Here is a 22,397-nt window from a genome sequence, read left to right on the forward strand (position 1 = left end):
CAGGCAGGTGCCGCTTAGCAGCCAGGTCAAACTTTAAAGATGAGGCCGGCCCGCCAAATATAAAGCGCTGACAAAGCAAGGGGCTGTAACGCAGGGAGTATCACGGCGGTATCGGTGGGCGACTTTTTGCGCGCCTGGCCGGGCTGTCCGGTTTGTATTGTCTGTGCAATGGGATTACACTTTCGCACGCTGGTCCGTATGGCCATTGATCACTGCCGGATGAACATTATCTTATGAAAACTGAACCGCTATTGCATTCAACCGCGCCTCTGGGTCTGACTATGGGTGATGCTGCAGGCATTGGTCCCGAACTGGTGGCCAGGCTGTTCAGTCAGGGCCTGCCCGCCAGCGCCGTGGTGTACGGGGATGCCGGCGCGGTATCGCGGGCGGTTGCTCAATTGGGGCTGGCCCTGCCAGTTACATCATATGACTCAGTGGTGCAGTGGCGGGCGGCACGCCAAAACCAGGCAATTGCATCTGAAATACCGGTCATTCGCTGCACCGATCCCTTGCCGGCAGACCTGCCGCTGGGACAGGTGAGCCCGCAGGCCGGTCTGGCATCCTATCATTTTCTCCTGGCCGCAATTACAGATGCAATGGCCGGCGAGATTTCGGCCATTGTCACGGCGCCCATTAACAAACTGTCGCTGAAGGCGGGGGGCGTCGATTTCCCCGGGCATACTGAAATCCTGGCGCACTTTGCCGGCGTGCCACGGGTAGCAATGATGCTGCTCAATGAGCAGTTGCGGGTGATCCTGGTAACCATTCATGTGGCCCTGAGCGAGGTGCCGGCACTTATTACCTTTGAAAACGAGCTGGATACCATCCGACTGGCTGATCGTGCCTGCCGGATGGTGGGCATGGCGTCGCCCCGCATTGCTGTTGCAGGACTCAATCCGCATGCCGGCGAGGGCGGACGGTTTGGCCATGAAGACGAGGCCGTTATCCGGCCGGCGGTCGCGGTTGCCCGGGCCGAAGGCCTTGATGTGGACGGCCCCCATCCAGGCGATACGATTTTCATGCGGGCGCGTCGCGGTGAATTTGATATTGTCGTGGCGCAGTATCATGACCAGGGCTTGATACCGGTGAAGTATCTGGGCGTAGACAATGGCGTGAATGTGACGGTGGGTCTGCCGTTTATCCGTACCAGTGTGGACCATGGAACGGCATATGACATCGCCGGCAAGGGGCTGGCAGACCCGTCATCACTGCGTGTAGCCTGTGAACTGGCTTTGCAGATGCATAACCCGGGTGTCTGATTTTCGCTCCGGCACAGCATGGCGCTGTAAAATCGGTAGATAAATACCTGATTTAATGCTAAAATGGCTGATTACGTAAAAAATTTCCTCGGAGAATCTCATGGCAGAAGTCAAACGCACTCGCCGCAACACGCTGGAGCGTCGTTGCCTGGGTAAAGCATTCAAACGTCTTTTTTGTACGCGCACCTAAAGGCGTGTTCAAAATGCTGGAAAAAGTAAAGCGCGTATAATTATTGGCGCGACGTCCTTTTTTTCATGCATGATTTGCATTGCGTGAAATGATAATGCGACGTATTGCTTTTTGTTGTCCGATGGCGTTTTTTTGCTTAACGACACAGATTGAAAAAGCCACTTGTGCAAGTGGCTTTTTTCTCGCCTGTCTGTCGGATGATATGGCCGCCCGGTCGGTTTGTTGCGTACGGTTCGCGATGGAATGATATACCTGCAAGATACTGCCGTTGCTGCGCAAGAAAGCTTACTTTTTGCTACAAGTTGCACATCGTTTTCATCATATTCTCTGCTATCGTAAACCAACAAAAATAAAATAATGATCGGATTGAATACGTAAAGCCATGACGCAAAATCTTTATTTTTTTACGGTGTTGACGCCGACCTATAACCGCGCTCATACCCTTGAGCGCGTCTACCAGTCGTTGTGCGAGCAGCAGTTCAAGGATTTTGAATGGCTGGTTATCGACGACGGTTCGACCGATAATACCCGCGATAGAATAGAAACCTGGCAGGTTGATTCACCATTTCCGATCCGATATGTCTGGCAGCCCAATCAGCATAAAAAAACGGCATTCAATACCGGCGTCAAGGAAGCGTGGGGGCGGCTGATTGTTGCGCTCGATAGTGACGACACGCTCTTGCCCGATTCTCTGCAGTCCATGGCGGAGGTATGGCGTGGTATCCCCGATGACCTCAAAAGCGGCTATATCGCCGTCACCGGGCTGTGTGCACGCCCTGACGGCAGTATTGTCGGCGATCGATTCCCGGAAGACGTCATGGATATGACCTCGCTTGATATGAATTTCAAATGTCATGTGAAGGGCGAGAAATTCGGCTGTCTGCAGACACAGGTGCTCAAGCATTTTCCGTTTCCGGAAGATATTGACGGTTTCGTCCCCGAAAGCATGGTGTGGCGCGCGATCGCACGGGATGGCTATCTGACGCGCTTTGTCAACAAAGTATTTCGCACGTACTACGAGAGCGAAGATTCGCTGAGCAATGAAGGTGCGGTGTCGGGTGAAAAGCACGCATTGGGCATTCTGCTGCTGGCTCGCGATACAGTGGTCAATTGTCTGCCGTGGTTCCGCTTCCAGCCAACGTCATTCTTGCTGGCGGCAGCGCGTTATACGCGTTTTCGCATGCATTTGCAGCGCGCAGGCAAACCTCTGCCGCCCGCCGTGGAATTGCAGGGCAATATGCCAAGGTTGCTGGTCTCGCTGATGTATCCCGTAGGATGGGCGCTGTATTGGCGGGATCGGCGCAGAAGCGCATAAGGGGCATAAGGGGCATTCGCCCGTTCTAAGTGCCGTTCGACCGTGATGCGGGCGGCTGACGATTGTTAGCGTTTGTCGGCAATCGCCGATGTAACGTATATCGTCAGCACAACCGCAGCGTATATTTGTAGTCCCTATCCGTAGTCTCTATTGGCCGCGTTGACGACCTTAATGCAGCGCGGGCGAGGACGGATCCTGGGATGCAGGGGGCGGGTCTTCCTCTTCATCATCGTCGTTTTCTTCGATTTCAAGCAATTCACCGGGCTCCGGGTCCCGCATGCCAAACGGCAGCAGCTCTTCTATATTGTCTCCCCATTCGACTTCCTCACCTTCGAAATCAATACGCACGAATCGTGCATTTTCGATATCGGTAATCTGGATGCCCCATAGAAATTCACAGGCATAGACTTCTTGTTCGGGATTTTCCAGGTCGCTGGACTCGCTGATCAGCCTTGCGCCGGGTCCGCCCATTTCAAGCGTGACAATATCGTCGGGGGTTTCATCTGTAATATCCAGCGGGACGCCAAAGGCAACCCATTCCATCCCGTCTTCGGTGGTATCGATTTCGGCGATGACCGGTTTGGCCAAATAGGCGGTAAGCGCATCAGCAGTTTTTTTCAGTAGCGCGATTTCGTGTTCGGTAAAGGTGGGTTCAGGTACAAAACTCATGGCAGTGGTCCGATTTCTGGTCTTATTGTTATTGTAGCCGCCCTCGCACGGCACGCATCATGTTTATTTCATACAATGGATATTTGAATTTTTTGCAAGCAAAATTAACTATGGCCCAGTACGTTTATACGATGAATCGTGTCGGCAAAATCGTGCCCCCGAAGCGGCAGATTCTGCGCGATATTTCTCTGTCTTTTTTCCCGGGCGCCAAGATCGCGTTCTTGGTCTGAACGGATCCGGTAAATCCACGCTGTTGAAAATCATGGCAGGGATAGACACCGATATTGAAGGCGAAGCCACGCCCATGCCGGGCCTGAAAATCGGGTATCTGCCGCAGGAGCCGCAACTGGATCCGGAGCATACCGTGAGACAATCGGTGGAAGCGGGCCTGGGCGAAGTGTTTGCAGCGCGTCAGCGGCTGGAAGAGGTGTACGCCGAGTATGCCGAGCCCGATGCCGATTTTGACAAGCTGGCGGCTGAGCAGGCCGAACTCGAAGCGGTGATTGCGGCCGCTGCGTCCAGTGGCGCCGATGATATCGGCACGCAGATGGAAATAGCGGCCGATGCGCTACGCCTGCCGCCATGGGATGCCGTTGTCGGCAAGCTCTCGGGCGGAGAAAAGCGGCGTGTGGCGTTATGCCGCCTGCTGTTGTCCAAGCCAGACATGCTGTTGCTGGATGAGCCAACCAACCACCTGGATGCCGAAAGCGTCGAGTGGCTGGAGCAGTTCCTGCAGAAATTTCCTGGCACCGTGGTGGGTGTGACGCATGATCGCTATTTTCTGGATAATGCGGCCGAATGGATTCTTGAACTGGACCGTGGATATGGGATTCCCTGGAAGGCAATTACAGTTCCTGGCTTGAGCAGAAAGAGGCCCGGCTGGGACAGGAAGAGGCCAGTGAAACGGCACGCCAGAAAACCATTCGCAAGGAACTGGAATGGGTGCGTCAGAATCCGAAGGGAAGGCAGGCCAAATCCAAAGCACGTCTTGCCCGTTTTGAAGAACTGTCTTCGCACGAATATCAAAAACGCAACGAAACCCAGGAGATCTTTATTCCAGTGGCCGAGCGGCTTGGCAACGAGGTGATTGAGTTCGCCAATGTCAGCAAGGCCTTCGGCGATCGTTTGCTGATAGACGATCTGAGTTTCAAGGTGCCGCCTGGTGCTATTGTCGGTATTATTGGTCCCAACGGTGCTGGTAAGTCCACGCTGTTTCGCATGATCGCCGGACAGGAACAACCCGACTCCGGTGAGGTCAAAATCGGTCAGACCGTGAATATTTCATTTGTGGATCAGTCGCGCGAAACGCTCGCCAATAACCAGAGTGTGTTCGATTTTGTATCACAGGGATCGGATGTGCTCAATGTCGGGCGATTTGAAATTCCCACTCGCGCCTATCTGGGGCGGTTCAACTTCAAGGGATCTGACCAGACCAAGCTGGTAGGACAGCTGTCGGGCGGGGAGCGCGGTCGCCTTCACATGGCCAATACGCTGATCAAGGGTGGTAACGTCTTGTTGCTGGATGAACCGTCCAACGACCTGGATGTGGAAACTCTGCGTGCCTGGAAGATGCCTTGCTGGAGTTTGCCGGCGCCGTGATGGTCATCAGCCATGATCGCTGGTTTCTGGATCGTATTGCCACGCATATACTGGCCTTTGAAGGCGATTCCAATGTCGTATTTTTTGACGGCAATTATCAGGAATATGAAGCCGACAAGAAAAAACGCCTGGGCGAAGAGGGCGCAAAACCACGCCGTATCCGCTACAAGGCGCTCAAGTAACCGGCCCTCTTGCTGCAGTCGCACACCGTTATGCAACAAACGCGACTGCAGCGTTGCATTTTGCCCACGCAAACGTGAGGGTTTATTTCAGTTGATATCATTTCGATTGAAATAAAACATCTGTGTAACAAAGCACCACGGTGCTGTTGGCTGCTTAAAGTTTTCCATTGTATAGTGTCAATAAGGCGTTTGAGACGAGCACTCGCTTGGCCAATACGCGAGATATCTTCATTCCCACTCAGGAGTACATAATATGAAAACGAATATCGTAGCCAAGAGCATCATAGCTGGTAGCCTTGCCATTGCACTGGCAGGATGTGGCGGTATGACTCAACGCGACAGAAATACTGTCGGCGGAGCAGCCATCGGTGGTATCGCCGGCTCGTTGCTCACTAACGGCGGCACCTTAGGTACGGTTGGTGGTGCTGCTGTCGGTGGTGTGATCGGCAATCAGATTGGTGGTCGTCGCTAATTTCGAACGATCGTGCCCGCATCTACATCAGGCCGCAGCTGGTTTGATTGGATCAGGCAACCGGCAAGGGCCATTGATTTGAATGTCAGTATTGAGCTGACCGGCTCGAATCAAATCATAATAGGACCGAGTCCTGCATCAGGCAGCACTCGGTCCTTCTCATTTGAATTTGCACAATTGCTTTGGCAGCCATTGATTTGTGTGCTGGCGCATGCGTTGGCAAGAACGCTAAGGCCCACGTACCGTGAATTGATGACGTAATAACATAACACCTTGACCTCATGCGTCGTGACGCTGGGCAATATTCTTATCAAGCGTGCAGTCCTTTGAATGCGATCGGGCACTTTGCCTGTCGGAAATAAAAACAGCACCGCAATAGCGCCAATGACTGTGGCTAATGCGGTGCTGTTCAATTTGGCTTGCTGTCTGGTTTTGCTCGCGCAATACCCGGCAGACATCAGCTCCGGGGCCGCTGCCAACACAGTTGTGATGGCTATGCGTGGTCGCGAATCAGCCGACCTTTGCGATCACATCCCTGGGATCCTGAGGCATTTCGATTTTGACTTCGAGTACTTCCAGATTGCCGTGCTTGTCTACGTTGACTTTCAGGTCTTCCGGATTGATTTTGATGTACTTGGAGATGACTTCAATCAGATCTTTTTGCAGCTGCGGAAGAAAATCTGGTGCGCTGGCCGTGCCTTCTCTGCGCTCATGTGTAATGATGAGCTGAAGGCGTTCTTTGGCAACGCTGGCGGATGACTTTTTTTCACCAAGAAGAAATTTCAGGAAGGACATATTACTTGCCTCCGAAAAGTCGTTTGAAGAAGCCCGGTTTGTTGTAGTCGGTAAAACGCAGCGGTTTTTCTTCGCCCAGGTAGCGTGCAACGATGTCCTGATAGGCTTCGGACACGTCAGAGTCTTTCAGATGAATGGCAGGAACGCCGGAATTGGATGCCTGCAGCACCGATTCAGATTCGGGCACAACGCCGATCAGCTTGATGCGCAGAATATCTTCGATGTCTTTCAGGGACAGCATTTCGCCGTCTTCCACGCGTTTTGGGCTATAACGGGTGAGTACCAGGTATTCCTTGACAGCGTCTTCGCCAACTTCGGCGCGGCGTGACTTGGAGGACAGGATACCCAGAATGCGATCGGAGTCGCGTACCGAGGAAACTTCAGGATTGGTTACGACCAGTGCATCGTCGGCAAAATAGGCTGCCATAAGCGCACCAGTTTCAATGCCGGCGGGTGAGTCACATACGATATATTCGAAATCCATTGCCTTGAGATCGTTCAGCACTTTTTCCACGCCTTCGCGCGTCAGTGCATCCTTGTCGCGGGTCTGTGACGCAGGCAGGATGAACAGGTTCTCCAGCTGTTTGTCCTTGATCAGTGCCTGGTTCAGCGTGGCTTCGCCCTGGATCACGTTGACGAAATCGTACACGACGCGGCGTTCGCATCCCATGATAAGGTCAAGGTTGCGCAGGCCCACGTCGAAGTCGATGACGGCTGTCTTGTGGCCACGCATGGCTAGGCCGGATGAAAAACTGGCGCTGGTGGTGGTTTTGCCCACGCCGCCTTTACCTGAAGTTACCACAATGATGCGAGTCATGTAAGGTTATTCCTATATATCCGTATGGCTGTAAGTGCCGATATCTTAACGCATATCGGTATGAATTTCTTTTAAAAAACGTTACGGGAGCCAATGCTAGCCCTGGCCGCTGTTGTCGCCCGGAATAAATTTGAGTGTATCGTTGTCCAGTTCGACAATAACCGGCTTTTTATTGAGCTGAGGCTCGATATCGGCATCGATGACGCGATAGATGCCGGCTATGGCCAGTAGTTCTGCATCCAGATGCGAAGTGAAAATCCGCGCCGAGGCATTGCCGCGAGCGCCGGCGATGGCCTTGCCGCGCAGCGGGCCGTACACGTGAATGTTGCCATCGGCGATCACTTCAGCGCCACGGCTGACGACGCCAATGACGATCAGGTCGCTGTTGCGCGCATAGACGCGCTGACCGGAACGCAGCTGGCGCGCCAGCACCATGGTGGGGACCGGTACCGGTACTTCGCGAATGGTTTCACGAACTATGGGTTCGGCTGGGCGCGACGGACTGCGCGAGGACTGTGATGCCTTGCGGGTGTCGGCCGGTGGCGCTTTTGGCGCAGGCGGCGTGTCTTTTTCTGTTGCGGTTGCTACCGTGCGAATATTGGCGGCCGGCGCCAGCTTGACCGCATCGGCTACCGGTTCAGTCAGCAGGGTGGGCTCTGGTGGCTGGCGGCTATTGAGCGTGGATACGTCGACCTTGCAAAGGCCTGCCTGGCGGGCGCTGTCGATCAGGCGCCATCGGGGCCCATGACGCCGATCACCGGCAGTTTGTGCCGGGCCAGTAACGCCACCAGTTCGGCCCAGTCGGGTGCGTTGCTCAGGCCGTTGATATCCAGGACAACCGGTTCGTGTTCGAACAGACTGCCGGCTTCGGCCATTTTCTGTTCCAGCGCCTGCTGCAGCGCTGCCGTATCGGTACTTTTCAGTTCGATCCGGACAACGAAAAGCGAAGCGCTTTTGAATTCGAGGGCAGAGGAAGAGGATTTGGAAGCCACGTTTCAATTCACTTTAATAAATTAGGACCATGAATCCCGCAGCGTAACACAGCGGTTCAATACCGGGTTTTCAGGAGTGGAGTCTTTGGAATCTGCCACAAAATAGCCCAGCCGTTCAAATTGCCAGCGGGCGTCGGGTGTGGCGGTAAAACCCGGCTCGAGCCAGGCATTGACGCGTTGCACCGAGTCCGGATTCAGATAATCAAGGAAATTCTTTTCACCGCTGTCTGGAGACGGGTCGGTAAAGAGCCGATCATAGAGCATGACGGTGGCCGGCACGGCATGCGCCGCGCTGATCCAGGTGATATTGCCCTTGACCTTGACGCTGTCGGCGCCAGGCGTACCGCTCTTGGTGTCGGGAAGGTATTCTGCATAGACATGCGTAATATTACCGGCCTCGTCCTTGTCAAAACCGGTGCATTTGATCACATAGGCATATTTGAGCCTGACGGTATTGCCGGGGAACAGGCGGAAATATTTTTTGGGCGGTTCTTCGCGGAAATCATCGCGCTCAATCAGCAATTCACGCGAAAAGGGAAACTCGCGCCGGCCGGCCTGTGCGTCGTGCGGATTGCGCGGGGCACTGCATGCCTCGGTCTGCCTTCGGGGTAATTGGTGATGATGAGCCGGATTGGATCAAGCACGGCCACACTGCGATCGGCAATCGGATCCAGGTCATCACGCAGCGCCTGTTCAAGCAGACTATAGTCAATCCGCGAGTCGGACTTGGATACGCCCAGGCGATCACAGAAAAGCTTCAGGGCCGAAGGCGTATAGCCGCGGCGACGCAGCCCGGCGAGGGTCGGCATGCGCGGATCATCCCAGCCGGTGACGTGGCCTTCGCGTACCAGCTGCAGCAGCTTGCGCTTGCTGGTAACCACATGCTTGAGGTTCAGGCGCGCAAATTCATACTGGCGGGGCAGCGGATCGCGCAACTGGCCCAGCTCCATCAGTCGTGCCAGCACCCAGTCATAGAACGGCCGCTGGTCTTCGAATTCCAGCGTACAGATGCTGTGCGTGATACCTTCAAGCGCGTCCTCTATCGGATGGGCGTAGGTGTACATGGGATAGATGCACCAATCGTTGCCGGTACGGTGATGCGCGGCATGGCGAATACGATACAGCACCGGATCGCGCATATTGATATTGGGCGAGGCCATGTCCACTTTGGCGCGCAGGGCAAGGCTGCCGTCAGGGTGCTTGCCCTCTTTCATTTCGCGCAGCAGCGTCAGTGAAGATTCGGGCGAACGATCACGCCAGGCGAATTGACGCCGGCCGAAGTCAGGGTGCCGCGGTTGAGCCGGATCTGTTCAGGTGACTGCTCATCGACGTAGGCATAACCACCTTGGATCAGCGCTTCAGCAAATTCATACATGTAGCCAAAATAGTCGCTGGCGAAATAGCGGTTTTCATCGCCATCGGGCCCTTTGGTGGTGAAACCCAGCCAGTCCAGCGTGTCGTCGATGGCATCCACATATTCCTGTTCTTCTTTTTCAGGATTGGTGTCGTCAAAGCGCAAATGACAGATGCCGCCATAATCGCGTGCCAAACCGAAATTCAGGCAGATGCTTTTGGCGTGCCCGATATGCAGGTAACCATTGGGTTCGGGCGGAAAACGGGTGCGGATGCGGGCCGGATCCTTCGGTGCGTTCTGCAAAACCGAGGCAGGGCCGGGTTCGCCAGCCCATCTTTTTGATTGATAGCGATCGTTGCTCAGATCGTTTTCAATGATGGTTCGCAAAAAATTGGCGGCAGGAAGCTCTGGCGTTGAGGCGGACATATTTTAAAATTTCAGTAAATCGATAATATCGACCATTTTGCCATGTTCAGCGGTTAGACTCATGGGAATCGCTCAACTGCCCCGAAATTTAAACTGCTATCGAGAATGTGGGATATTTCATCATTACAGCTGGCTAAACTGCAGTTTTTCAGTTCGCTCTCCTTTTTTTCCGTTTTCGGTCTGTGTACGGTCGTTTTGGGCTGGCTTCTGCTGTTCTGCAAGGGCATGACGCATCGCAAGGCTGCCGACGGGCGCTGGATGGAGATGTACCGTTTCTGGGTGCGTATTTTCGCGCTTTCGATGACCGTGGCGCTGCTTGGCATGGTGTTTATCCTGATCCAGTCTGGTGCCTTATGGCCTAATCTGTTCGTGCGGCTGGGGCCCATCAGCGGTCCGCTTATTGTCCTGATTGCCGCCATTACGTTCATCATCAAACTGTTCGTGACGGACGTCATGCTGTATCGCCAGGGAACACTTTCATCCTGGTTGCACAGCATTTTTGTATTGCTGGCTGCGGTCGGCCTGACCGTTATTGCCGTGTTATTGATCTGCTTTCAGAGCTGGCTGCATTTTCCGGCCGGACTGGCGCCCGATACCCTCCCGCTCACCCTGACTGACTGGCGTATATTCATCCTGCAGACGCATGCCTGGCACCGCGTGATCTTTATGATCGCACTGGGGAGCCTGGGCGTGGGTGGACTGATGGTATCGATCAGTGCCAGCGAGGCCCTGACCAAACCCCTGAATGCGGCCGAACAGTTGAGCTTCAGAATAGGCACCGGGTTAATGACCTTGGGGCTGGCCGTGCTGGCCACCAGCGGCGTTCTTTTTAAAACCGAACTGTTCCGTCAGATAGCGCCGCTGCCGATCATCGGGCTTTGGGCGCAAAAACTGGTGCTTGGCTTGCTCCTGCTGCTGGCACTGGTGTCTCTGGTCCAGTGGGCCTGGTATCTGAAGCGACGCAGCGATTTCGGCAAATTGCCGCATTGGGTGCAGCATGTGCTGGTATGGGTGGGCCCGGTGAGCTGGCTGGTTCTGTGGCTGACGCATGTCTTGCTATCGTTGCGCGATGGCCAGTATTTCGTGCATGGCCTGATAACCTATGCAGAGGCGTTCAGCAGTGAGCAGGGTATCGTGCTGATCACCGCTACCACAGCGGTCATGTGGCTGCTGTTTGCCGTGATTGTGGCCGGTTTCATTTTCCTGGCGCGCCGTGCCGCCCGCTATGGGGTCGTGCCCGTGCGTAAAATCCGGAGAACGGCATGATCGATACACTGGCCGGCTCTCTGGGACTCAATAGCTACGATCCGGGCTTCTGGATGCCGCTGCTTTGCTTTACCGTATTTCTTGGCGTGTCCATCGCCGGAGCCGTCCTGGACGGCTTCGATCTGGGCGTGGGTATGCTGATGCCTTTTGCTACGCCGGAGCAGCGGGCCCGGATGTTCACGTTTCTTGGTCCATGGCGCGACATGAACGTCTTCTGGATTTTCTTCGGTTGTGCCATTCTGCTGTCGGCCTTTCCCAAAGCATGGGCCTATGTCAGCGGCGCCCTTTATTTACCCTTGATGCTGCTGGCTGCCGGTGCTCTGTTGCGCGGCGTGGCCTATGAGTTTCGGCTAAGAGCACTGGCGGGCGGTCGTTCCGTGTTTGCCGCCGCCTTTGCTGTGGGCTCACTGCTCACTGCTTTCGGGCAAGGATTGGTACTTGGTCGGCTTGCCGTCAATTTCGGTACCGAGCCCGGCAGCCAATTGTTTGCCGTATTCATTGCATTATGTACGGTGGCCACATTCATACTGCTGGGTGCCAGCTGGCTGTTGATGCGCGTCGAAGACGATCTGCAATTGCAGGCCCGCGGATGGGTGCGGCGGGCATCCCGTCTGACTGCGGCGGGTGTGGTGGCGGTCTCGGTGGCGCTGGGCATGGTTAACGGCGGGGTGTTTTTCAAGTGGACCGAAACGGCAAGGCTGCCGGTGGTACTGATCGGCTGGTTTGCCTTGCTTGCCATGTTCGTGCTGATCGAGCTGGTGGTGCGCAAGGTGCAGCGCGTGCGCATCCTTATCTGGCTGCCGTTCATTCTTACGGTGCTGATTGTGCTGAGCGTGATCGCCGGACTGGTGTACAGTATTTTCCCGTTTTTTGTATTGGATGAACTGACAATTTGGGAAAGTGTGACCAGCCTGGGAACCACCCGCGTGCTGGTCGTGGCCTTCGCGTTGTTCCTGGTGGTGTTGCCGCTGATCACGTTGTGGTATTACCGGGACATGCTGGGCAAGGAACGCAAGGCCAAAGATGTGTCGTTTATGAAGCGGGCGGACTAACCCGGGGCAGGGTGACCGTTACCAGCAGGCCGCCACTGTCGCTGCTGTCCAGTGTCAACTTGCCGTTATGCGCACTGACGATGGTTTCTGCCAGAGAGAGTCCCAGGCCGACGCTGCCGGTCATGGTCCGGGCTGAATCCAGGCGCGAAAACGCGCGCAGTGCTTCGGAGCGGCGCTCCGCCGGAATCCCGTCACCATGATCGGCGACAGAAAGCATTGCCTGGGTGTCAGTCAGCGTCAGGCTGACATCCACCGGGGGGCGACCATGCTTGAGGGCATTGCTGATCAAATTATCCAGAACGCGTCCCAAAGATAAAGTATCGGCGCTGACATAGGCTGTCGCGGCGGGCAGGGGACGCAGATGCACCGGGCTGCCTGCATCGTGCCAGGAAGCCACGCGCTCTTCAACCCAATTGCAGATATTGAAGGACTGGAACTTATAGGTGGCCAGGTCCGATCCCCGCACATAGCTGATGAACTGGTCAATCATGTCCTGCATTTCATGCACGTCGTTGCGCATGCCTTCCTTGAATGTCGTGTCATCTGTCAGTTCTACGCGCAGTCGCATGCGCGCCAACGGGCTCTTCAAGTCATGGGGCAGCCCAGCCAGCAGGGTCTGCTGGACGGCCTTGGATTCTTCCAGCGCATCCAGCATGGCGTTGAAGCGTTCGCCCAGTTGACGGGTTTCTGTCGGACCAGCTGGCGTGACGCGCTCCGGGCGACCTTGCGCCAGCTTATCTGCCGCCAGGGTAAGACGTGTTAGCGGGCGCGTGATATGCCAGGCGAACCCGGCAGCCAGAATCAACAGCAGGCCGGTCAGGCTGAGCCAGGCGATGGTAATCGCATGCATGTTGGGCGGCTGGATACGGTCCAGCGGAATGACCAGCCATTCGCGAATGAATTGCGTGCCATCATCGTCCGATTGCAGCGAAATGAACATGCGCGGTGTCGGTCCGCGCGTCAGACCGACCCGCGTGCCGTCATCCAGTTCCATATTGAGCCGCTTGACGATTTTCAGAATGTCGCCGCTGGGTTCCTGGGTAAGGCGCGATGGCCCTGGGGGCGGTTTCTGGGCAGCCTGGCGACGGGCGCGCTCCACCTCACGGGCGGCTTCTGGCACAGGTGGGGGGCAGGGGCAATAGGGTTTTCGAGTGTGCCACCGCGGCGACGCCGATTGGCATAGGGGTCGGCACGCGAAAGCAGGTACCAGCGCTTTTGGGATGCTTCGATAATGAAGTCGGCACGACGGTTTTCAGGAATCTGCGATACGGCTGAGCGTAGCGTGCGGATGGTGGTAGACAGGTAATTGACAACGATATCTTCCAGGAAACGTTCCTTGATATAGTTGCCGACTGTGAAGCTGCCAAGCTGCACCAGAATCACAGTGCCAAGAATGAAGAGGATCATCTGCAGCCGCAAGGAGCGCGGCCACAGCGAAGGTTTTATCATGCGTCAGGAGAGAATCGGTAACCAATGCCCCAGACAGTCTGAATCCAGCGCGGGTCTTTGGGATCGTCTTCGACGGCGCGACGCAGACGCAGAATGGCAATATCGATGGCGCGGTCATTGCGTTCGCCTTCGTCGTCATCGCGCGCCAGTGCGAGCAGACGTTCGCGGGACAGCGGTTTGCCGGAGTTCTTGACCAGGGCTTCGAGCAAATTGATTTCACCGCCGGTCAGCTTGACCTGGACATTGTCCTTGAACAGCTGACGCCGCGCCGGATCAAAGGTAAAGGGGCCGAAATGCACCGGTGTTTCCTTGACCAGCGCCGAGGCGCCTTTCTTACGTCGCAGCACGGTTTCAATACGTGCCAGCAGTTCGCGCGGGTCAAAGGGCTTGCCAAGATAGTCGTCGGCACCGGATTCGAGGCCGATAATGCGATCTGCCGTTTCGTCCTTGGCCGTGAGCAGAATGACCGGAATGTCTTCATTCTGGGCACGCAGCCTGCGGCAGGTTTCCACACCATCGCCGCCGGGCAGCATCCGGTCCAGTACGATCAGGTCCGGTGAAAATTTGGTGATACGCTGGGTAATATCGCTGGCGTCGGGTGCAAGCAGGGTATCGTAACCGTGACGGTTCAGATATTCCGCGAGAAGCTGGCGCAGGGCAGGATCGTCATCGACGACGAGAATTTTTGTCAGTTGCTTGTCCATAGTGCCTCATCTTGCCAAAGGGTGGAAAGGAGCGCAAGCGGTCGAAATACAATGAAATCAGAAAGATCGGCCGTTTGCGCAGTGCATTAGCGGCTGACCTGGAAAGTGCGTGTGGTTAAAACCTTTCCGGTTGCCACATCTGTGATTTTAACCGTAACCCGGCGAGCAGTCATGGTGGGAGGAATTTCCACTGTTCCGGCTGCCTGCTGGAAATCGGTTACGTCAAGCATGATCGGGTCAAGTTCCGCCGTGCCGGAACGACCATTACGGTAGCGGCCATTGACCGCAAACTCGATGGACGTCTTAAAGTCGGGATCCTGTTCATTTTTCTTCATGAGCAGCATGCTGTAGTCCAGCTTGCCCATCGGGCCGGTGAATTCGCCAACACGAATGCCAAGCGCACTGCCGTTTGGATCTGCCGGAATGACTTTTTTGATCAGCGCCAGATTAGTCGTCAGATCTTTGATCTGGCCCTGGGCCTTGTTCAGTGTTTCGGTCTGTGATTCCAGCTGCGACTGCAGAGCATTGCGTTGCTGCGTGACCGATTCCAGTTGTGATTGCAACTGCTGCCGATCAGTCGACAGTGAAGTGACTTCACTGGTCAGTTTATTGGATTCGTCCAGGCTCAGGCGCTTGGGGCCGTAGTTGGTTTGCAAAAACCAGTAGCCACCCGCGCCAATAATAACGCCGGTAAACAATATGCCTACCCATGGCGGCATGCGGCGGTGACGACGACGGCTGCTTGTTTCAAAAACAGAAGGCTTGAAGGTGGCTCTTTTAGAAGATCCAAACATGGGTGTTTCATCCGAATATCAACAGTAACGTATTGTACATTTTCCACTGACAATTTAGCGGGTGGTGCGCAGTTGCCCGTCAAGTTCGGCCAGACGTGCAGGTGTGCCGACATCGGTCCATTGGCCGGTGTAGTGGTATCCCTCGACCGAACGGGTTGCCATCGCCATGCGCAGCAGCGGCGCCAGCGGCGCCGGCTGTCCATTGTCGATATTGCGGAACAGGCTGGGGTGAAATACGCCTATGCCGGCGTAGGTCAGGGCAGCGTCGCCGTTCTGTCGGGGGTTTAGATAGCCTTGCGTATCCAGGCGGAAGTCACCTTCGGGGTGATGTTCGGGATTATCCACCATCAGAAGCCATGCCTGGGTCGGCGAATCGTGCAGCCTGTTGACCACGCTGACGGCCTGCATGGGGTTCCAGTCGCACCAGACATCGCCGTTGATGACCAGAAACGGTTGATCGCCCAGTAGCGGCAGGGCGTGGGCAATGCCGCCGGCGGTTTCCAGTGCGGTGGCCTCGCGAGAGTACTGGATCGCTACGTCAAACTGGCTGCCATCGCCCAGTGCGGCTTCCAGCCGCTCGCCCAGCCAGGCATGGTTGATGACGATATCGGTAATGCCCACGGCAGCCAGGCGTTCCAGGTGGTGGACAATCAACGGCTTGTCATTGACGGGCAGCAGGGGCTTGGGCAGGGAATCGGTCAGCGGGCGCATGCGCTCGCCGCGTCCTGCCGCAAGAATCATGGTTTGAATCAAAATGTATATCCTACTTTTGTTTCGATGTTGTCCAGGCGGTCCAGCAGACGCAGTAGCGGACGGAAGGCATTGTAGCGGGCGGCGACCTGACGTACGTAGGCGTTGACCCGGGGCATGTGCTGCTGGTAATGGGATTTGCCGTCGCGAATTGAGAGACGGGCGAAAACGCCCAGGATGCGTAAATTGCGCTGCAAGCCCATCCATTCGTAGTCAACGTGAAAGTCGGCAAAGTCCGCAGGAACCGCAATGCCGGCCTTCCTGGCCTGTTCCCAGTAGCGGATGGCCCAATCCAGTTGCTGCGGTTCTTCCCAAGTAGTGCGCGCGTCCATCACCAGCGACACCAGATCGTAGGAAACAGGGCCGCAAACGGCATCCTGAAAATCAATGATGCCCGGGCCGGCGCCGTTTTCCGGATGATCGTTGATCATCAGGTTCGGTGAATGAAAATCCCGGTGCACAAAGCAGGTCGCCTGCCGGGCATTATGCGCTGACAGGTCATCGAAAATGGTGTTGAGCGCCGTGCGTTCCCTATCGGACAACTCGGCATTGCAATGGCGCGCCACATACCAATCGGGAAACAGGGACAGCTCCTCGCGCAGTTTGGCGCTGTCATAGGAGGGCAGGTTAGCGGTTGGCACTTGCTGCATCCTGACCAGCGCCCGTAGTGCGCTCAGGTAGTGCGCCTGCAGGGTCGTATCGTCCATCCCGTTCACAATGCGCTGGTAATAGGTGTCGTGACCCAGATCGCTTAACAACAGCAGGCCCTGCTCCATTTGTGCTTCAAGTATTTTCGGCACATTCAAACCTGCCTGTTCCAGGCGAGTGGCAATATCCACAAACGGGCGGCAGTCTTCATGGGCCGGGGGGGCGTCCATGATGATCAGGCTGTCCGTTTCCGTCTCCACCCGGAAATAGCGGCGAAAGCTGGCGTCGCTTGAGGCCGGTCGCAGGCTGTCAGTGCGAATACCGTATTTTTCTGCAAGTGGCGCCAGCCAGGTCTGTACCAATGCGTAGCGGGTATCGGTAGCGTTACTGGTCAGGGCTTCAGGTGAACTGCCGGAGGAAGGGGAAGGAGCTGCGGACGTCGTCATGAATAGTTGTCGTAAAAAAGTACTGTGATATCAGTGAGTTGAGCCGGGTGGTGATTTTTATTTCGGTAAATCGGGCGGGCATTGCCGTTGCCTGCGGTAGATAACTATAATAACGGGCTAATGTAAAAACTGCAGGTTACCGATATTTTATGCGGTATCCTCTGGTTTGTCCTGCATCATCAGGGGGCCTGACAAGACCCGATGCCCTGGCGATGTATGTTGCAGTGTGATTTTCCCGTTTCAGTCCCGGGAAGCAGGGTAACAGGACAGGTTTCTTCAATTATTTCCGGTAAAAAGCACAGTGCGAAAGATCTGTCACCTATTTCTTCTGACCGTATCCCCGATTGCTTTTGCCCAGAGCGGTGTCTCAGTGCCCGGAGTGGGCCAGTCATCTGCGCCACGGCTGTATGTATCGCCCATGCTCACCAGTCCGGCGCTCAATAACGATGAAATCGTCACCTTCACCGACAGCGCACGTGCAGACATCACTAATAATACCAATAGCATTACCCTGGATGGCAAGTCGCAGATCCGCCGGCCCGATGCCATTCTGAAGGCCGATACCATCAACTACGACCGAAGCACCGGCACGGTCACGGCGCTGGGCAATGCCCGCCTGTTTCGCGACGGCAATCTGATCACCGGCCCGGGACTACGCTACAACATAGATAAGGTGAACGGCACCATTACATCGCCGGTCTACAGCCTGGCCACGGGTGGCCAGGGGCAGGCCAGTCAGGCCAACATCATTGACGACAATCATGTCAACCTGAAGGATGCGACGTACAGCGGCTGCAGCTGCGACGAGCCATTCTGGCAGATTCGTTCGAGCAACGTCGATCTGTATAATGACGAGAACGAAGGGATCGCCGAAGACGGTACGCTCTATATCAAAGGCGTGCCGGTGATGTGGTCGCCATATCTGACCTTTCCGATCCGGGCAGAGAAAAAAACCGGTTTTCTGACGCCAACCTATGGCATGACCTCACGCAGTGGCCTGGATCTGTCCGTTCCGTATTTCATCAATCTGGCGCCACAGTATGATTTGACGCTGATCCCGCGCTATCTCAGCAAACGCGGTGCGCAGCTGGGTGCGGAGTTCCGTTATCTGCAGCCGAATTATTCCGGTACGCTGACCGGTACCTATATGCACAGGGACAACGAGCTGGATCGGTCCCGCTGGATGTTCTCCTGGCGGCACCTGCAATCGCTCGGGTCCGTGCTGGGGCTCAATTTCAATCTGTCGGTAGACTGGAACGCGGTCTCTGATGATGATTACTACCGTGACTTCACGGATATGACGACCATCACCCAGGCGGACAAGACCTATCTGAATCGTAATATCACGCTCGGCTTTTCTGGCTATAAATACTGGGATGGTTATCTGCAGATTCAGAAATACCAGACCTTGCAGGATGCGACCACGACCGATATTTATGGTCAGTACGAGAAGGTGCCGGAATTGCGGGTTCATGGCGCGCGGTTTGACTGGCACGGCCTGGATCTGGAAACCACCAATACGCTGACACGATTTGAATATCCCACGTATTTTGGCTCCAAGCTGAGCGACGAAGTCATTGATCAGACCGAAGGGCATTTGCGTCCGGATGGAACGCGCTTTACATCCTATTCCACGTTAAGTTACCCGATCGTTCGGCCCGGCTGGTACATTACCCCCAAAATCGGCCTGCATGCTTCCCAGTACGAAACCGACTGGTATACGCGTTACGGCCAGTATTCGTTTTACAGCCAGAGCGGTAACCAGCGGCGGTCGGTATCACGTGTTTTGCCCATTGTGTCTCTGGATGCCGGCATGACATTCGAGCGTGAGACCACGCTTTTCGGATATCCGTCTACGCAGACCCTGGAACCCCGCCTTTATTATCTGTATATTCCGTATCAGGATCAGAGCGATATCCCCATTTTTGATACCGACGTGAGTCAGTTCGGGTTCGCCAGTGCCTTTTCCGAAAACCGCTATAACGGGGGCTGGGATCGCATCAACAACGCCAATCAGGTCACGCTGGGTCTGACTTCGCGCTGGTTTGACCGGGACACCGGCTTTCAACGCCTTGCATTGCAAGTGGCGCAGCGCGTGTATTTTGACTCGCAACGCGTAACCCTGCCGTTTGAATCTCCGCGCACCGGCACCAAGTCTGACTGGATTTTCGGCGCAGAAGCGGCGCTGACCAATAAATTTACGACCCAGGCGGCCCTGCAGATTGACCCGTATCAGGCAAGACAACCCAGGCCTATGCTGCCGCCAAATGGACGCCCAAGCGTCTGACTACGCTGTCGCTATCTTATCGTTACCAGCGCGATCCCTATGCGGATGAAGAGCGCACCGATATCAATCAGGGCAATCCGCTGTCCTACCAGTTGCAGGGCAAGGAAACGGTCAGCTTTGCCGGCCAGTGGCCGTTTACCAGCAAACTGTACGGCGTGGGCCGGGTTGATTACTCCCTCAAGGAAAGCCGTGTCACCCAGCATATTCTGGGTGTCGAGTATAAAGGCGACTGCTGCTGGACCGGCCGAGTTGTTTTGAAACGTTACGCCGTTTCGAAAGAAGATTCGAATTCTGCTATATTCTTTCAGTTGGAATTGGCAGGGTTGGGCTCGGTCGGGAAAGATCCTATGGACTTGTTAAGACAGAATGTGCCCGGATACGAAAGTGTCAACACCCCCGTTCCGGCCAGGACATCATTTGAAAGGTATGAATAATGCGTAAATTGGGTTTCATGCGAACAGCAGTTGCTCTCGCCATCCCCGCTATTTTTATTGCTTTGCCGCCGGCAGCGCAGGCGCAGCAGGCGAAAAAAGGCGCGGCGTCGCAGCAGCGTGCGCCAGGGCAATTCGCTGATGGTATTGCGGCCGTGGTTAATAATGAAATCATTACCATGCGCGAGTTGCAGCAACGGATGGCCAGCAACCGCATGACGACTGGCGGCCAGAGCCAGGCTCAGCAGACAGTATTGCAGGCGATGATTGACGAAAAACTCATGCGCCAGGATGCCGAGCTATATGGCATCAAGGTTACTGATGCACAGGTGTCTCAGGCCATGGCCAATATCGCCCAGCGCAACAACCTGCCGCCTGAAAAGTTGCGGCCGGCAATCGAGCAGATGGGCCTGAACTGGAATGACTATATCCGCAATCTTCGCAATGAAATGGTGATGGAAGAATTGCGTACCAAGATCATTCAGAGTCGTGTCAATGTTAACGAGTCCGACATTGATGCGTTTCTGAAACAGAATCCGACGGGTATTTTGCCTGGTCGGGAAGCCGAAAGACAGAGTCAGCCCAAGCCCCCACCGCAAAAGCAAGTTGTGGTTGAGCGCTCGTTTGTTCCCAAGGCGGTTGCCTGCAGCATATTTATATTCGCGTGCCCGATAACTCGCCAGAGGATGTGGTTGCCGCCGCGCGCAAGAAAGCAGATGCGGCGATGGCAAAACTGCGTCGCGGGTCAAGCTTTGAAAGCGTCGCCAAGGAATATTCCGATGGGCCCGAGGCGGCAGCCGGCGGTAACCTGGGTATTCGCATGTTCGAAGACTGGCCATCGCTGTTTGTGAACGTCACGAAAAAAGTACCGGATGGACGCACCACCGGCGTTTTCAAGGCGCCTAATGGTTTTCACATTCTTAAGGTCGTAGAGCGTCGTGGCCTGGTGCAGGAAAACAAACGGGTCGTGACCGTGCAGCCGCCGGCACCGCCTCCGCCACCGGTACCGCCTATAGAAAAAATGGCCAAGCAGCAGGGACCGGTGAACATTACCGAGACCAAGGTCAAACATATTCTGGTCAAGATTACACCTGTCTTTTCTGACCAGCAGGCCCGCACAAAAATCAATGACGTTCGCAATCAGATTGAAGGCGGCATGTCATTCGAGGATGCAGCCAAGAAATTCTCGCAAGACACCTCAGCGCCGCTGGGCGGGGAAATCGGCTGGATTCCACCAGGCGTTTCTGATCCTGCCTTCGAGAAGGCCATGAACGCCTTGCAGCCTGGCCAGCTTAGTGCGCCCGTGCGTTCGCAGTTCGGCTGGCATCTGATCACCGTAGAAGACCGTCGCAGTTCGGACAAACAACCCGAAATCCGCCGCAACCTGGCGCGTCAATCGCTGTTCCAGAAGCGTGCTGAACCGGTCTATGAAGACTGGTTGCAACAGTTGCGTGCCAAAGCGTATATTGACAACCGTCTGACGCAACAGAAAAGCAAGCCCTAGAGCAGAATAAGAATGGCAGTCCATCAGGCCCGCAAGCGCTTCGGTCAGAATTTTCTGACCGATGAAAGTGTGATCGAATCCATTGTGCGGGCGGTCAGCCCTGCGCGAGACGATAAGGTGATCGAAATCGGGCCGGGCCTGTCTGCGCTCACCGGACCGTTGCATGACCGCGTTGCGCATCTGGATGTGATCGAGATTGATCGCGATCTGGCTGCGCGCCTGCGCAAGCACTTTACCCCCGAGCGGCTGACGGTGCATGAAGCTGATGCGCTGAAGGTGGATTTTGCCGCTTTCGGCAAAGACCTGCGTGTGGTCGGCAATCTTCCCTACAATATTTCCAGCCCATTGCTATTTCATTTGGTCGCGTTTGCCGATCATATACGCGATCAGCATTTCATGCTGCAAAAAGAAGTGATCGCGCGCATGGTGGCCCGCCCGGGTGAGGGTGACTATGGCAGGCTTTCGGTCATGCTGCAGGTGCGCTACGATATGCAGCACCTGTTTGATGTGCCGCCCGAGGCGTTTGATCCACCACCCAAGGTCACCTCTGCCATCGTACGCATGGTGCCTTTGCCACCCACGCGCGCGCAGGCCAAAAGCGAGCGCGCTTTCTCCCAGGTGGTGGCGCGGGCATTCTCTCAGCGGCGCAAAATGCTGCGGCGGGTGCTGGCAGACTGGCAGATAAACTGGGCTCAGGTTGATATCAAAGAGACCGCCAGGGCAGAAGAGCTGTCGGTGGCAGACTATATCCGACTGGCTGATTATCTGGTCGAACAGGGTATGCTGGCCTGACGGTCTGCGCTACCGCGTGCATCCTGTCGCACCTTAGATCTGTACCGTTGTCGGCACGTAGCCGGACGGGCTGATCGGGCTTTCTTGATCTGACTTTTTAATTGTTATGCGGCATTGCCTGGCGCTATCGTTTCCGCAATGTCGTTCTGCGATATCGCTCGGAGAGACCGGGCAGGCGCATTGTTTCCGATCTTGCGCCTGCGC

At 55.5% G+C, this 22,397-nt stretch carries 21 protein-coding genes and 3 pseudogenes; 12 read left to right on the forward strand and 12 right to left on the reverse strand.

The window, feature by feature from the left end; genetic code table 11:
* Positions 1–233 precede the first annotated feature (233 nt).
* Complete coding sequence (gene pdxA, locus TKWG_RS06530; protein ID WP_014750093.1) at positions 234–1,259, forward strand: 4-hydroxythreonine-4-phosphate dehydrogenase PdxA; 1,026 nt, start codon at positions 234–236, stop codon at positions 1,257–1,259.
* Positions 1,260–1,831: 572 nt separating this feature from the next.
* Complete coding sequence (locus TKWG_RS06540; RefSeq protein WP_014750095.1) at positions 1,832–2,764, forward strand: glycosyltransferase family 2 protein; 933 nt, start codon at positions 1,832–1,834, stop codon at positions 2,762–2,764.
* 168 nt (positions 2,765–2,932) lie between these two features.
* Here the strand turns inward: TKWG_RS06540 and TKWG_RS06545 are convergent, their stop codons facing one another.
* Positions 2,933–3,433 carry a hypothetical protein gene (locus tag TKWG_RS06545; protein ID WP_014750096.1) on the reverse strand — a complete coding sequence of 167 codons (501 nt, stop codon included), beginning with the start codon at positions 3,431–3,433 and terminating at the stop codon, positions 2,933–2,935.
* A 110-nt stretch (positions 3,434–3,543) separates the two neighbouring features.
* Between TKWG_RS06545 and ettA the strand changes: the two are divergent.
* Positions 3,544–5,214 (forward strand): annotated as a pseudogene (ettA, locus tag TKWG_RS06550) (energy-dependent translational throttle protein EttA).
* 253 nt (positions 5,215–5,467) lie between these two features.
* Positions 5,468–5,686 carry a glycine zipper 2TM domain-containing protein gene (locus TKWG_RS06555; protein ID WP_014750099.1) on the forward strand — a complete coding sequence of 73 codons (219 nt, stop codon included), beginning with the start codon at positions 5,468–5,470 and terminating at the stop codon, positions 5,684–5,686.
* Positions 5,687–6,196: 510 nt separating this feature from the next.
* Here TKWG_RS06555 and minE read toward each other — a convergent pair.
* The 3 genes from minE to minC form a co-directional block, all read right to left on the reverse strand.
* Positions 6,197–6,481: a cell division topological specificity factor MinE gene (minE, locus tag TKWG_RS06565; protein ID WP_014750101.1), complete on the reverse strand. Its 285-nt coding sequence runs from the start codon at positions 6,479–6,481 to the stop codon at positions 6,197–6,199.
* Position 6,482: 1 nt separating this feature from the next.
* Positions 6,483–7,298 (reverse strand): septum site-determining protein MinD, encoded by an 816-nt coding sequence (minD, locus tag TKWG_RS06570; RefSeq protein ID WP_014750102.1) that lies wholly within the window; start codon positions 7,296–7,298, stop codon positions 6,483–6,485.
* 96 nt (positions 7,299–7,394) lie between these two features.
* On the reverse strand, positions 7,395–7,733 hold the full coding sequence (gene minC, locus TKWG_RS26950; protein WP_050981548.1) for a septum site-determining protein MinC: 339 nt from the start codon (positions 7,731–7,733) through the stop codon (positions 7,395–7,397).
* A gap of 28 nt (positions 7,734–7,761) precedes the next feature.
* Between minC and TKWG_RS26955 the strand changes: the two genes are divergently transcribed.
* Positions 7,762–8,046 (forward strand): hypothetical protein, encoded by a 285-nt coding sequence (locus tag TKWG_RS26955; protein WP_148274489.1) that lies wholly within the window; start codon positions 7,762–7,764, stop codon positions 8,044–8,046.
* Here TKWG_RS26955 and TKWG_RS26960 read toward each other — a convergent pair.
* On the reverse strand, positions 8,024–8,290 hold the full coding sequence (locus TKWG_RS26960; protein WP_050981549.1) for a hypothetical protein: 267 nt from the start codon (positions 8,288–8,290) through the stop codon (positions 8,024–8,026). The two genes, TKWG_RS26955 and TKWG_RS26960, sit on opposite strands and share 23 nt — an antisense overlap.
* Before the next feature lie 21 nt (positions 8,291–8,311).
* Positions 8,312–10,070, reverse strand: a pseudogene (locus TKWG_RS06580) (glutamine--tRNA ligase/YqeY domain fusion protein).
* Between the two features lie 105 nt (positions 10,071–10,175).
* Between TKWG_RS06580 and TKWG_RS21270 the strand changes: the two are divergent.
* Together TKWG_RS21270 and TKWG_RS06590 are read left to right on the forward strand one after the other, a co-directional pair.
* Positions 10,176–11,336, forward strand: a complete 1,161-nt coding sequence (locus tag TKWG_RS21270; RefSeq protein WP_014750104.1) for a cytochrome ubiquinol oxidase subunit I — start codon at positions 10,176–10,178, stop codon at positions 11,334–11,336.
* Positions 11,333–12,388: a cytochrome d ubiquinol oxidase subunit II gene (locus TKWG_RS06590; RefSeq protein ID WP_014750105.1), complete on the forward strand. Its 1,056-nt coding sequence runs from the start codon at positions 11,333–11,335 to the stop codon at positions 12,386–12,388. Before TKWG_RS21270 ends, TKWG_RS06590 begins: the two co-directional genes overlap by 4 nt.
* On the opposite strand, the gene TKWG_RS06595 is transcribed toward TKWG_RS06590, so the two are convergent.
* From TKWG_RS06595 to TKWG_RS06615, 6 genes are all read right to left on the reverse strand, one after another.
* Positions 12,369–13,508: a sensor histidine kinase gene (locus tag TKWG_RS06595; protein ID WP_322786606.1), complete on the reverse strand. Its 1,140-nt coding sequence runs from the start codon at positions 13,506–13,508 to the stop codon at positions 12,369–12,371. The two genes, TKWG_RS06590 and TKWG_RS06595, sit on opposite strands and share 20 nt — an antisense overlap.
* Positions 13,403–13,837 (reverse strand): hypothetical protein, encoded by a 435-nt coding sequence (locus TKWG_RS26425; RefSeq protein WP_322786607.1) that lies wholly within the window; start codon positions 13,835–13,837, stop codon positions 13,403–13,405. Before TKWG_RS26425 ends, TKWG_RS06595 begins: the two co-directional genes overlap by 106 nt.
* On the reverse strand, positions 13,834–14,541 hold the full coding sequence (locus TKWG_RS06600; RefSeq protein ID WP_014750106.1) for a response regulator: 708 nt from the start codon (positions 14,539–14,541) through the stop codon (positions 13,834–13,836). The genes TKWG_RS26425 and TKWG_RS06600 overlap by 4 nt, the downstream gene beginning before the upstream one ends.
* 86 nt (positions 14,542–14,627) lie before the next feature.
* Positions 14,628–15,335, reverse strand: a complete 708-nt coding sequence (locus TKWG_RS06605) for a hypothetical protein (protein WP_041709116.1) — start codon at positions 15,333–15,335, stop codon at positions 14,628–14,630.
* 54 nt (positions 15,336–15,389) lie between these two features.
* The gene (gene murU / locus TKWG_RS06610) at positions 15,390–16,085 is read right to left on the reverse strand and encodes an N-acetylmuramate alpha-1-phosphate uridylyltransferase MurU (protein WP_041709940.1); all 696 of its coding nucleotides are present in this window, start codon (positions 16,083–16,085) and stop codon (positions 15,390–15,392) included.
* Positions 16,085–17,179 carry an aminoglycoside phosphotransferase family protein gene (locus tag TKWG_RS06615; RefSeq protein WP_014750109.1) on the reverse strand — a complete coding sequence of 365 codons (1,095 nt, stop codon included), beginning with the start codon at positions 17,177–17,179 and terminating at the stop codon, positions 16,085–16,087. The genes murU and TKWG_RS06615 overlap by 1 nt, the downstream gene beginning before the upstream one ends.
* A 370-nt stretch (positions 17,180–17,549) precedes the next feature.
* Here TKWG_RS06615 and TKWG_RS06620 point away from each other — a divergent pair, with 370 nt between their 5' ends.
* From TKWG_RS06620 to rsmA, 5 genes and pseudogenes are all read left to right on the forward strand, one after another.
* Positions 17,550–19,466 carry an LPS-assembly protein LptD gene (locus tag TKWG_RS06620; RefSeq protein ID WP_238534324.1) on the forward strand — a complete coding sequence of 639 codons (1,917 nt, stop codon included), beginning with the start codon at positions 17,550–17,552 and terminating at the stop codon, positions 19,464–19,466.
* A 92-nt stretch (positions 19,467–19,558) separates the two neighbouring features.
* Positions 19,559–19,900, forward strand: a complete 342-nt coding sequence (locus tag TKWG_RS24675) for a hypothetical protein (RefSeq protein ID WP_238534325.1) — start codon at positions 19,559–19,561, stop codon at positions 19,898–19,900.
* A 176-nt stretch (positions 19,901–20,076) separates the two neighbouring features.
* Positions 20,077–20,307 (forward strand): annotated as a pseudogene (locus TKWG_RS24680) (SurA N-terminal domain-containing protein); the annotation flags it as partial.
* Between the two features lie 278 nt (positions 20,308–20,585).
* Positions 20,586–21,401, forward strand: a complete 816-nt coding sequence (locus tag TKWG_RS22965; protein WP_238534326.1) for a peptidylprolyl isomerase — start codon at positions 20,586–20,588, stop codon at positions 21,399–21,401.
* A 12-nt stretch (positions 21,402–21,413) separates the two neighbouring features.
* Positions 21,414–22,193, forward strand: coding sequence for a 16S rRNA (adenine(1518)-N(6)/adenine(1519)-N(6))-dimethyltransferase RsmA (rsmA, locus tag TKWG_RS06630; protein ID WP_014750110.1), 780 nt, complete (start codon positions 21,414–21,416; stop codon positions 22,191–22,193).
* Positions 22,194–22,397 lie beyond the last annotated feature (204 nt).

Origin of the sequence: Advenella kashmirensis WT001, from assembly GCF_000219915.2 — a bacterium.
Lineage (GTDB): Bacteria > Pseudomonadota > Gammaproteobacteria > Burkholderiales > Burkholderiaceae_B > Advenella > Advenella kashmirensis.

Coding starts and splice junctions, on each gene's coding strand:
- pdxA (WP_014750093.1), top strand. CDS start 234: ATGAAAACTGAACCGCTATTGCATTCAACCGCGCCTCTGGGTCTGACT.
- TKWG_RS06540 (WP_014750095.1), top strand. CDS start 1,832: ATGACGCAAAATCTTTATTTTTTTACGGTGTTGACGCCGACCTATAAC.
- TKWG_RS06545 (WP_014750096.1), bottom strand. CDS start 3,433: ATGAGTTTTGTACCTGAACCCACCTTTACCGAACACGAAATCGCGCTA.
- TKWG_RS06555 (WP_014750099.1), top strand. CDS start 5,468: ATGAAAACGAATATCGTAGCCAAGAGCATCATAGCTGGTAGCCTTGCC.
- minE (WP_014750101.1), bottom strand. CDS start 6,481: ATGTCCTTCCTGAAATTTCTTCTTGGTGAAAAAAAGTCATCCGCCAGC.
- minD (WP_014750102.1), bottom strand. CDS start 7,298: ATGACTCGCATCATTGTGGTAACTTCAGGTAAAGGCGGCGTGGGCAAA.
- minC (WP_050981548.1), bottom strand. CDS start 7,733: ATGGTGCTGGCGCGCCAGCTGCGTTCCGGTCAGCGCGTCTATGCGCGC.
- TKWG_RS26955 (WP_148274489.1), top strand. CDS start 7,762: ATGGTTTCACGAACTATGGGTTCGGCTGGGCGCGACGGACTGCGCGAG.
- TKWG_RS21270 (WP_014750104.1), top strand. CDS start 10,176: ATGTGGGATATTTCATCATTACAGCTGGCTAAACTGCAGTTTTTCAGT.
- TKWG_RS06590 (WP_014750105.1), top strand. CDS start 11,333: ATGATCGATACACTGGCCGGCTCTCTGGGACTCAATAGCTACGATCCG.
- TKWG_RS26425 (WP_322786607.1), bottom strand. CDS start 13,837: ATGATAAAACCTTCGCTGTGGCCGCGCTCCTTGCGGCTGCAGATGATC.
- TKWG_RS06600 (WP_014750106.1), bottom strand. CDS start 14,541: ATGGACAAGCAACTGACAAAAATTCTCGTCGTCGATGACGATCCTGCC.
- TKWG_RS06605 (WP_041709116.1), bottom strand. CDS start 15,335: ATGTTTGGATCTTCTAAAAGAGCCACCTTCAAGCCTTCTGTTTTTGAA.
- TKWG_RS06615 (WP_014750109.1), bottom strand. CDS start 17,179: ATGACGACGTCCGCAGCTCCTTCCCCTTCCTCCGGCAGTTCACCTGAA.
- rsmA (WP_014750110.1), top strand. CDS start 21,414: ATGGCAGTCCATCAGGCCCGCAAGCGCTTCGGTCAGAATTTTCTGACC.